The 10,000-nt window shown below is 62.7% G+C and carries 5 protein-coding genes, 1 tRNA gene, 2 rRNA genes and 1 pseudogene (1 of these 9 only partly in view); 3 read left to right on the top strand and 6 right to left on the bottom strand.

The features are described from left to right. Together tnpC and IAI54_RS00775 are read left to right on the top strand one after the other, a co-directional pair. Positions 1–1,966: the 3' portion of an IS66 family transposase gene (gene tnpC, locus IAI54_RS00780; protein ID WP_187970561.1), read on the top strand. 2 nt of this gene lie to the left of the window's left edge; only the last 1,966 of its 1,968 coding nucleotides appear in the window; its start codon straddles the left edge of the window (only 1 of its three bases is visible, at position 1); its stop codon occupies positions 1,964–1,966. Then, positions 1,966–2,220 (top strand): hypothetical protein, encoded by a 255-nt coding sequence (locus tag IAI54_RS00775; RefSeq protein WP_187970560.1) that lies wholly within the window; start codon positions 1,966–1,968, stop codon positions 2,218–2,220. Before tnpC ends, IAI54_RS00775 begins: the two co-directional genes overlap by 1 nt. 82 nt (positions 2,221–2,302) lie before the next feature. Here IAI54_RS00775 and istB read toward each other — a convergent pair whose 3' ends face one another. The 3 genes and pseudogenes from istB to IAI54_RS00760 form a co-directional block, all read right to left on the bottom strand. Beyond that, on the bottom strand, positions 2,303–3,037 hold the full coding sequence (gene istB / locus IAI54_RS00770) for an IS21-like element helper ATPase IstB (RefSeq protein WP_187969608.1): 735 nt from the start codon (positions 3,035–3,037) through the stop codon (positions 2,303–2,305). Then, positions 2,967–4,527 (bottom strand): annotated as a pseudogene (gene istA / locus IAI54_RS00765) (IS21 family transposase). The gene istB and the pseudogene istA overlap by 71 nt, the downstream one beginning before the upstream one ends. Before the next feature lie 4 nt (positions 4,528–4,531). Next, positions 4,532–5,679 (bottom strand): IS3 family transposase gene (locus IAI54_RS00760; RefSeq protein ID WP_187969239.1). Its coding sequence is split into 2 segments (ribosomal slippage): positions 4,532–5,430 and positions 5,430–5,679, totalling 1,149 coding nucleotides; the frame shifts between segments, so codons are not numbered across the junction. A gap of 203 nt (positions 5,680–5,882) precedes the next feature. On the opposite strand from IAI54_RS00760, the gene IAI54_RS29080 reads away from it, so the two are divergent. After that, on the top strand, positions 5,883–6,005 hold the full coding sequence (locus tag IAI54_RS29080) for a hypothetical protein (RefSeq protein WP_275403596.1): 123 nt from the start codon (positions 5,883–5,885) through the stop codon (positions 6,003–6,005). Positions 6,006–6,120: 115 nt separating this feature from the next. Here IAI54_RS29080 and IAI54_RS00755 read toward each other — a convergent pair. The 3 genes from IAI54_RS00755 to IAI54_RS00745 form a co-directional block, all read right to left on the bottom strand. Then, positions 6,121–6,197 (bottom strand) — tRNA-Met (locus tag IAI54_RS00755). A 231-nt stretch (positions 6,198–6,428) separates the two neighbouring features. Continuing rightward, positions 6,429–6,543, bottom strand: a 5S ribosomal RNA gene (gene rrf, locus IAI54_RS00750). Positions 6,544–6,829: 286 nt separating this feature from the next. Continuing rightward, a 23S ribosomal RNA gene (locus tag IAI54_RS00745) occupies positions 6,830–9,740 on the bottom strand. Positions 9,741–10,000 lie beyond the last annotated feature (260 nt).

The following is a 10,000-nucleotide window of genomic DNA, read 5'->3' as shown; positions in this document are numbered from 1 at the left end:
GGCAGGCGCTAAGGTCATTTCGGAGTTCGAGGTTCTATCGGTCGACGCGGTCGGACGCCGACGGGCTTGGACCGACGAGGAGAAGATCCGTATCGTCGAGCAGAGCCTGCGGGGGCACCGGCAGGGCTCGGTGACGGCACGGCGTCTCGGGATTTCGCGGTCCTTGCTGACGCGATGGCGGGCGGATTATCGCGCTGGCCGGCTGGGATCTGCGGCACCTACGTTCATGGCGGTGCCGCTGGCGGCAAGCGCGGCATCGGCGGCGGTTGTCGAGACGCCGCCGGCAGTGGTGGCGACGCCCGTCGCGGAGGCGACGATCGAGGTGGTTCTGGGGAATGCGCGCCGGATGATCGTGCCGATCTCGATCGATCCGGCGCTCCGGCGCGAGCAGTATGGCCACAGCTCCGAACGGCGTGCCCGGCTGATCGAGCGGATGGAGTTGCAGTTCGAGGATCTCGAAGCCGCCGCCACCGAGGACGAGATCGCGTCCGAGCGTGCAGCGGCCCGCACCACCACGGTCGCCGCCTTCGAGCGACGCCGTCCGGCCCGCAAGCCCTTCCCCGCACATCTCCCGCGCGAGCGCGTGGTGATCGAGCCGCCGAAGGCATGCACCTGCTGCGGCTCCTCGCGCATCGTGAAGATGGGAGAAGACGGCGAGCCATCGTCCGCCATTGGTCCGAGGACAATGGCGAGCGAGACCCTGGAGGCGGTGCCACGCCGGTGGAAGGTGATCCAGACCGTCAGGGAGAAGTTCACCTGCCGGGACTGCGAGAAGATCAGCCAGCCGCCGGCACCCTTCCATGCCACGCCGCGGGGCTGGGCGGGACCAAACCTTCTGGCCACCATCTTCTTCGAGAAGTTCAGGCAACATCAGCCGCTGAACCGGCAGGCCGAGCGCTATGCCCGCGAAGGCGTCGACCTCAGCCTGTCGACGCTCGCCGACCAGGTCGGAACCTGCTCGGTGGCGCTGGAGCCGATCCATGCGCTCATCAAGGCCCATGTGCTGGCGGGCAATCGGCTCCACGGTGACGACACGACGGTGCCGCTGCTGGCGCGAGGTGGAACCCGGCAGGCGCGGCTGTGGACCTATGTTCGTGACGACCGCCCCTTCGCCGGCGGTGCCTCGCCCGCCGTCCTGTTCCACTTCTCTGCCGATCGCGAGAAGACCCATCCCAACCGGCACCTCGCCGGATGGGCCGGCGTCCTGCAGGCCGATGCCGGAGCCTGCCCTCGGGCCGGCCACAGGCCGGACCCGGGGGGAGGCTACAACGATCTCTACCGGGCGGGCCGCGAGCCAGCACCCGTGACCAGCGCCTTGTGCTGGAGCCACGCCCGACGGAAGTTCCCCCGGGTCTGGCCTCCGGCCAGCCCGAGGACATGCTTCGAATTGGCCGACGTCGCCGATGCCGTGCGCAAGGGCAAGGCCGCCGATGCGATATCGCCGGTCGCGCTGAAGGCCGTCGAGCGGATCGACGCGCTCTTCGCGATCGAGCGCGACCTCAACGGTCTCTCCGCCGATTCCCGACGCGAGGCCAGACAGGAGCTGTCGCACCCGCTCGTCGAGGAACTCCACGCCTGGTTCCGCAGCGAGCGGGCGCAGATGTCCCGGCACAATCCGGTTGCCAAGGCGATCGACTACATGGTCGAGAAGGATGGCCGCTGGGACGCCTTCACACGGTTCCTGCACAATGGTCGGGTCTGTTTGACGAACAATGCCGCCGAGCGGGCCCTGCGCGGTATCGCCCTGGGAAGAAAGGCATGGCTCTTCGCCGGCTCGCAACGCTGCGGCGAGCGCGCGGCCTTCATGGTCCCACTGATCGTCACCGCCAAGCTCAACGACATCGACCCGCAGGCATGGCTCGCCGACGTACTCGGCCGCATGCCGAACCTGCCCATGTCGCGTCTGCCGGAACTGCTCCCGTGGAACTGGGCGGCCGGGCGCAAGCGGGAGCCGAAAGCCGCCTGATGGCTCGCGACACCACCTTTTGCAGTCTCGCACACGCGGCAACGATGATCGGCGAGAACCGGGAGCTGCTCGAGGTCGTCGCCGCCAATCCCGACGACATCGACTACGGCGAGATGATCCATATCATCGACGGGTCCGAGGAAGCCATCACCGCGTTCACCGCGCGCGGCATCGAGAGTCTTCAGGAGTTGCTCCCTGTCAATCGGCGCGCAAAGTTGACCCCGGATCGGCGTCCAATATTGACCCCCTCGTAGTGCGCGACGGTGAGCGCCCGACCGGGTGGAGCTGGTCTGGGTTGCGCAGCCCGGTCGGGCGTGTCGGAGAGGCTTTCCGGCTTTAGCTTTGAGTGCGGTTCTTGAAGCGCCAGGATTCGTTGCCGGTCTCGATGATCTCGCAGTGGTGGGTGAGGCGGTCGAGCAGAGCGGTGGTCATCTTGGCGTCGCCAAAGACGGCAGGCCATTCCCCGAAGGCGAGGTTGGTGGTCACGATGATGGAGGTCCGCTCGTAGAGCCGGCTGATCAGGTGGAAGAGGAGCTGGCCGCCCGCCTGGGCGAAGGGGAGATAGCCGAGTTCGTCGAGCACAACGAAGTCGAGCCGGGTGAGGTAGTCGGCGATGCGTCCCTGCTTGCCGGAGCGGTGCTCGGTCTCCAGCCGGTTGACCAGATCGACGACGTTGAAGAAGCGGCCGCGGGCGCCACTGCGTATGAGGGCGCGGGCGATCGCGATGGCCAGATGCGACTTGCCCGTGCCGGTGCCGCCGATGAGCACGGCGTTGCGCTGGTCGGCGACGAAGGCGCCGGTGGCGAGGTCGCGCACGAGCGTCTCGTTGACGGGCGTGCCGGCGAAGTCGAAGTCGTCGATGTCCTTGGCCAGCGGCAGCTTGGCGACGGTGAGCTGGTACTTGATGGAGCGCGCCTGCTTCTCGGCGATCTCGACCGACAGCAGATCGCCGACGACCCTCGGCGGCTCGTGCTGACGCTTGATGGCGGTCGTCATGATCTCATCGTAGGCGCTGCGCATGCCGTAGAGCTTCAGCGTTCCCATCAGGTCCAGAACCTGGGTGCGTTCCATCAGCTTGCCCTCCTGAGGCTGTCGTAACGGGCGCAGTCGGCCTGCGGCTCGATCGCCAAGCGCAGCGCGTCGGGTGTGAGGATGGTCACGGCCGGCGCCGGATCGCGCCGGCGGGCCAGGATGTTGAGAATGACGGCGGACGAGCAGACGTTCTCGGCAAGCGCCTGCTGGCAGGCGATCTCGACGGCATCGAGCCCATCCGACAGCACCGCCGTCAGGATCGACACCATCTGCCGGTCGCCGTCGTCGGCAGCCTTCAGCCGGCGCCTGACCCGCTCCATCGCCGATGGCAGTTCCCAGCCCTGGAACGGCGCACCGTTGCGCAGCGCGCCGGGCTTGCGCGCCAGCACAGGGACGTAGTGCCACGGATCGTAGACCGTCTGGTTGCGACCGAACGAACGGGCATGCTCGCCCACGATCGTGCCGTCCTGGCGCACGACGATGCGATCGGCATAGGCCTGGATCTCGACTGGGCGGCCGACTGCGGTCGAGAGCACCGAGTATTTGTTGTTGTCGAACCGCACGGTGCAGGTCTTCGTGACCGAGGCGGGAACCGTGTGGAAGCCGTCGAAACGGCCGCGATACTCGACCAGCTTGCCGCGCTCCTCCTCGAACACGTCCCAGATGGTGCGCTCCGGCTGGTCGACATGGCGATGGGCCTTGGCGTAGGCCACGCACTTGTCGAGCAACCAGGCGTTCAGCTCCTCGTAGCTCCTGAAGCGCAGCCGAGGCGTGAAGAAGCGCTCCCTCACCAGGCCAACTTGGTTCTCGACCTGCCCCTTCTCCCAGCCCGAGGCCGGCGTGCAGGCAACCGGCTGGACCAGATAGTGGCTGCACATCTGCAGGAAGCGACGGTTGTACTGCCGCTCCTTGCCGACGAAGACCGTCTCCACCGCCGTCTTCATGTTGTCGTAGATGCCGCGCGTGCAGGCGCCGCCGAAGAAGGCGAAGGCCCGGTCGTGGGCGTCGAACACCATCTCCTGCGTCTCGCGCGGATAGGCCCGCACGAACATCATGCGGCTGTGGCAGAGCCGGACGTGGGCGACCTTCACGGTCACCGTCACGCCGGCGAGCAGGACGATCTCGTGGCTCCAGTCGAACTGGTAGGCTTCGCCCGGCGCGAAGAGCAGCGGCACGTAGGCCTCGGCCGTCGCCGATCCTCTCGTCTTCGCCCAGCTCTTCGCATACCGGCGCACCGCGTCGTAGCCGCCCTCATAACCAAGCGCGCGCAGTTCCTCATAGATCCGGATCAGCGTCAGTTGCTCGCGCGCCGCCTTGCCGAGATTGCCGTTCAGGAGCCCGTCGAGCTGATCCTTCCACGGTCCGATCTTCGGCTTCGGTTGCAGCTCGCGCTCGTAGGAGAACGAGGTCTCGTCGGACCTGAGGATCTTGCGGACCGTGTTGCGCGACACGTGCAGCTCGCGGCAGATCCGCTTGAGCGACCACCCCTGCACATGAAAGGCATGGCCTGCTGCCGGTTTTTCGGACACGAGGTTAAGCTAACATAGCTTGTTCCTCGAACTCGACGGGGCTCAGGTATCCCAGTGTCGAGTGCCGTCGCCGAGGGTTGTAGAAGCGCTCGATGTAGTCGAACACGTCGGCCCTGGCGTCATCTCTCGTCCTGTAGACCTTGCGTGCCGTGCGCTCGGTTTTCAGCGACGAGAAGAAGCTTTCCATCGCAGCATTGTCCCAGACGTTACCCGACCGGCTCATCGAACACGTGATGCCGTGGTCGGCCATCAGGCGCTGGAACTGCTCGCTGGTGTATTGCGATCCCTGGTCGGAGTGGTGCAGCAGGCTGTCCGGCTTGCCTCGGCGCCAGATCGCCATGATGAGGGCGTCTGTGACGAGCTGCGCCGTCATCTCCGCCTTCATCGCCCAGCCGACGACGCGCCGAGAGAAGAGGTCGACGACGGCGGCAACGTAGAGCCATCCTTCGGCGGTCCAGATGTAGGTGAAGTCGGCTACCCACTTCTGGTTCGGCGCCGACGCTTCGAAGGCGCGGTCGAGGAGGTTGCCGGACACTGTTGCTCGCTCGCCGGTGTCCTTTGGCAACCCACGGCGCCGCGGCCGGGCACGCAACCCGTTCTCCCGCATGAGCCGCTCGACACGATGAAGGCCACAGGAAAGACCCTCGGCCAGAACGTCGCGCCAGACCCGCCGGGCGCCATAGGTGCGGTCGCTGTTCTTGAAGCTGCGGTCGATCCGGGAGATGAGAACCTCATCGTCCCGAGCGCGAGCGCTGGGGCTGCGTTTGAGCCAGGCATGGAAGCCCGAGCGGGAGACATCCAGCGCCTCGCACAGCCATGCCACCGGCCAGACGTTCCGGTGCTTCGCGATGAAAGCGAACCTCATGTCACTTCCCTCGCGAAGTAGGCTGCGGCCTTTTTTAGGATGTCGCGCTCCGCCTTCAGCTTCGCCACTTCCTTGCGCAGCCGGTCAATCTCCTGCTGCTCCGGCTTCATCTGCCCATGGCCGGGAAAGGCATGCTGCGGATCGGTCGACAGCTCGCGCACCCATTTGCGCAACACATTCTCATGGAGATCCAGATCGCGGGCAGCCTGGGCAACAGCAACGCCCCGATCCCTCACCAGCCTAACCGCCTCGAGCTTGAACTCGCGGCTGAACTTCCTTCGTTGCATTCCCACTCTCCAGTTCCGTTAAACACCTTATCTCGGTGTCCACGAAACCGGCAGCAGGCCAGCACGCCGAACCCGGGCAATCGTGTCCACTGTCTTCATCCCCTCTCCACCCGCTCGCCAAAACGAACGGATGGTCGCAGATCGACTTCACGAGGGGGGTCAAAATTGGACGCCGATCCTCCCGTCTAGGGGGTCAAAATTGCATGCCGATTCACATGCTCCAGGACGTCCGCTCCTGGCCCGGCGGCATCCGGCAGTTCCTCGTCGATCAGGAATGCAACGCGGACACGATCGTGCGCATCGTAGCCGACGAGCAGAAAAGCTGATCTCCTGCGGCCCACACCGGAGGGATACGGCTGCTCTGCCCGTGGCGTCGGGGCTGTTGCCGTGCTGTCAGACAACAAAAAACCCCCGGGCGATTTGCCGCGGGGGTTTTGTCTCTGGTTGCGGGGGCAGGATTTGAACCTGCGACCTTCAGGTTATGAGCCTGACGAGCTACCGGGCTGCTCCACCCCGCGTCAGGGTGTTGGCGGGGGTTCCGCCGTGTTGTTTCGCCGGGGTCCGGTCGGTCCTGGCGTGTCCGGCGGGGTTGCGCCGGGGTATCGTCGTCGTGCCCTTGCGGGCGGTTGCGGCGGGGAGCGCCGCGAGGCCGTTAACGGAGAACGCCGGCCGTGCGGGAATGCAGGGCCGGCAGCTTTCCGGCGGGGCCGGACATGGTGTCGAGAAGCTTTCGATTGTGCGTTTTGTAGACCTGGCAGCGACCTACTCTCCCGCGTCTTGAGACGAAGTACCATCAGCGCTGGGGCGTTTCACGGCCGTGTTCGGAATGGGAACGGGTGCAGCCACCCCGCCATAACCACCAGGTCGACGAAGCGCACAATCATTGATCGAGAAGCTGGGAGGGGGAGTGGCGAATAGCGAGTGGCGAATGGGGTTGAGACCCCGAACGCCGCCGTGCTTTCTGTTATCCTCGTCTTTTCCGCGCAAGCCATCATGGCTGACCGGCTTTTCGGGCGCAGCCCGAGCACGCGACTTGCGTGCCGCCGGTCGTCCGGCGCCCTCGCGGAGGGCCAGCAGCCGAAGGCTGCGGTACGGCCCGCGAGGGCCAGGGAACCATCCCACCGCTTTGCGATGGGCATGGAGAATGAGAATGATCAAGCCGATCGAGCTATTAGTACCGGTAAGCTTCATGCGTTGCCGCACTTCCACACCCGGCCTATCAACGTGGTCGTCTTCCACGGCTCTGATAGGGAATACTCGTTTTGAGGCTGGTTTCCCGCTTAGATGCCTTCAGCGGTTATCCATTCCACACATAGCTACCCTGCAATGCGGCTGGCGCCACAACAGGTCCACCAGAGGTGTGTCCATCCCGGTCCTCTCGTACTAGGGACAGATCCTCTCAATATTCCTACACCCACGGCAGATAGGGACCGAACTGTCTCACGACGTTCTGAACCCAACTCACGTACCGCTTTAAATGGCGAACAGCCATACCCTTGGGACCTGCTCCAGCCCCAGGATGCGATGAGTCGACATCGAGGTGCCAAACAACCCCGTCGATATGGACTCTTGGGGGTCATCAGCCTGTTATCCCCGGCGTACCTTTTATCCGTTGAGCGATGGCCCTTCCACGCGGGACCACCGGATCACTATGACCGACTTTCGTCTCTGCTCGACTTGTCTGTCTCGCAGTCAGGCAGGCTTATGCCATTGCACTCGACGACCGATTTCCGACCGGTCTGAGCCCACCATCGCGCGCCTCCGTTACTCTTTAGGAGGCGACCGCCCCAGTCAAACTACCCACCATACACTGTCCCGGACCCGGATGACGGGCCGCGGTTAGACATCCATGTCCACAAGGGTGGTATTTCAAGGGTGACTCCACGCAGGCTGGCGCCCGCGCTTCAAAGTCTACCACCTATCCTACACATGCGAACACGAATGCCAGTGTAAAGCTATAGTAAAGGTGCACGGGGTCTTTCCGTCTAACCGCAGGAACCCCGCATCTTCACGGGGAATTCAATTTCACTGAGTCTCTGCTGGAGACAGCGGGGAAGTCGTTACGCCATTCGTGCAGGTCGGAACTTACCCGACAAGGAATTTCGCTACCTTAGGACCGTTATAGTTACGGCCGCCGTTTACTGGGGCTTCGATTCAAAGCTTGCACCTCTCCTCTTAACCTTCCAGCACCGGGCAGGCGTCAGACCCTATACGTCGCCTTGCGGCTTCGCAGAGCCCTGTGTTTTTGATAAACAGTCGCTACCCCCTGGTCTGTGCCACCCCCCCACACTTGCGTGCGAAGGGGTCACGCTTCTTCCGAAGTTACGCGTGCAATTTGCCGAGTTCCTTCAGCAGAGTTCTCTCAAGCGCCTTGGTATGCTCTACCAGTCCACCTGTGTCGGTTTCGGGTACGGTCTATACGGAGGAGCTATTTCCCGGGACCGCTTCGCCGCCCATCCAATCCGATAAGGATGAACGACACACGCGATCCGTCACTACCTCCAGGCCCACGAATATTGACGTGGTTCCCATCGACTACGCCTTTCGGCCTCGCCTTAGGGGCCGGCTAACCCTGCTCAGATTAACTTTAAGCAGGAACCCTTGGACTTTCGGCGAGCGGGTCTCTCACCCGCTTTATCGTTACTCATGTCAGCATTCGCACTTCCGATACCTCCACCGGTCCTCACGGATCCGGCTTCATCAGCCTACGGAACGCTCCGCTACCGCTTGCAGCAAGCTGCAAACCCGAAGCTTCGGTGCATGGCTTTAGCCCCGTTACATTTTCGGCGCAAAGACCCTTATTTAGACCAGTGAGCTGTTACGCTTTCTTTAAATGATGGCTGCTTCTAAGCCAACATCCTGGTTGTTTTGGGATCCTCACATCCTTTCCCACTTAGCCATGACTTGGGGACCTTAGCTGTCGGTCAGGGTTGTTTCCCTCTTCACGACGGACGTTAGCACCCGCCGTGTGTCTGCCGACTAGTACTCCCGGGTATTCGGAGTTTGGTTAGGTTTGGTAAATCGGTGAGATCCCCTAGCCCATCCAGTGCTCTACCCCCCGGGGTATTCGGTCGACGCTCTACCTAAATAGATTTCGCGGAGAACCAGCTATCTCCGAGTTTGATTGGCCTTTCACCCCTAGCCACAAGTCATCCCGATCTATTGCAACAGATATGGGTTCGGTCCTCCAGTACGTGTTACCGTACCTTCAACCTGCTCATGGCTAGATCACTCGGTTTCGGGTCTAATGCGACGAACTGAACGCCCTGTTCAGACTCGGTTTCCCTGCGCCTCCACCTACCGGCTTAAGCTTGCTCGTCACACTAAGTCGCTGACCCATTATACAAAAGGTACGTGGTCACCATTGCAGGCTCCCACTGTTTGTAGGCAATCGGTTTCAGGTACTCTTTCACTCCCCTCGTCGGGGTGCTTTTCACCTTTCCCTCACGGTACTGGTTCGCTATCGGTCATGCACGAGTACTTAGGCTTGGAGCGTGGTCGCCCCATGTTCAGACAGGATTTCACGTGTCCCGCCTTACTCGAGGACGATCGTTCGCATTACGTGTACGGGGCTGTCACCCGCTGCGGCCGCACTTTCCAGAGCGTTCCACTTGTCTCACGATCGTCACTGGCCTGGTCCGCGTTCGCTCGCCACTACTTGCGGAGTCTCGGTTGATGTCCTTTCCTACGGGTACTTAGATGTTTCAGTTCCCCGCGTTCGCTTCTTGTCCCTATGTATTCGAAGACAAGATACCTGATTGCGATACTTGGTAATCAAAGCCGTCCAGAACCCACGCCCAACGAACCGAAGGTTCGCAAGGCCGACCGGCCGTCGCACCACATGGTGCGCGCCGGCGCAGGGCCAGTCCGCCAGAGGCGGACGATACGGCCCGTGAGCCAAAACGGCTTTGACTTACCAAGTATCTCAGGTGGGTTGCCCCATTCGGAAATCGTCGGATCAAAGGGTATTCGCACCTCCCCGACGCTTATCGCAGCGTATCACGTCCTTCATCGCCTGTGCATGCCAAGGCATCCACCAATTGCCCTTAAGACACTTGATCATTCTCATTGCCAATGCCCATCATTTCGCGAATGGCGAATGGTCGACAGCGAATAGAACCCTATTCGCAACTCGCCACTCCCTATTCGCGCGATGCGCCTGGCAGAAAAGACCAGCTTCTCGAGATCTGTCCGATGGCCGCGGTCAGGCAGGCCAATCAGGTGCCGGAGATTGAGCGTCTCTCGGCGACGAACCACGGGATCGCTCCCGCGGAACTCGAACAAATCTTCTCTTCACGATGTCATGCAGAACAGGCAGAAG

This window comes from Aquibium microcysteis (assembly GCF_014495845.1).
Lineage (GTDB): Bacteria > Pseudomonadota > Alphaproteobacteria > Rhizobiales > Rhizobiaceae > Aquibium > Aquibium microcysteis.
Note: the sequence above shows the minus strand (reverse complement) of the source record. Positions and strands in the feature narration are given on the sequence as shown.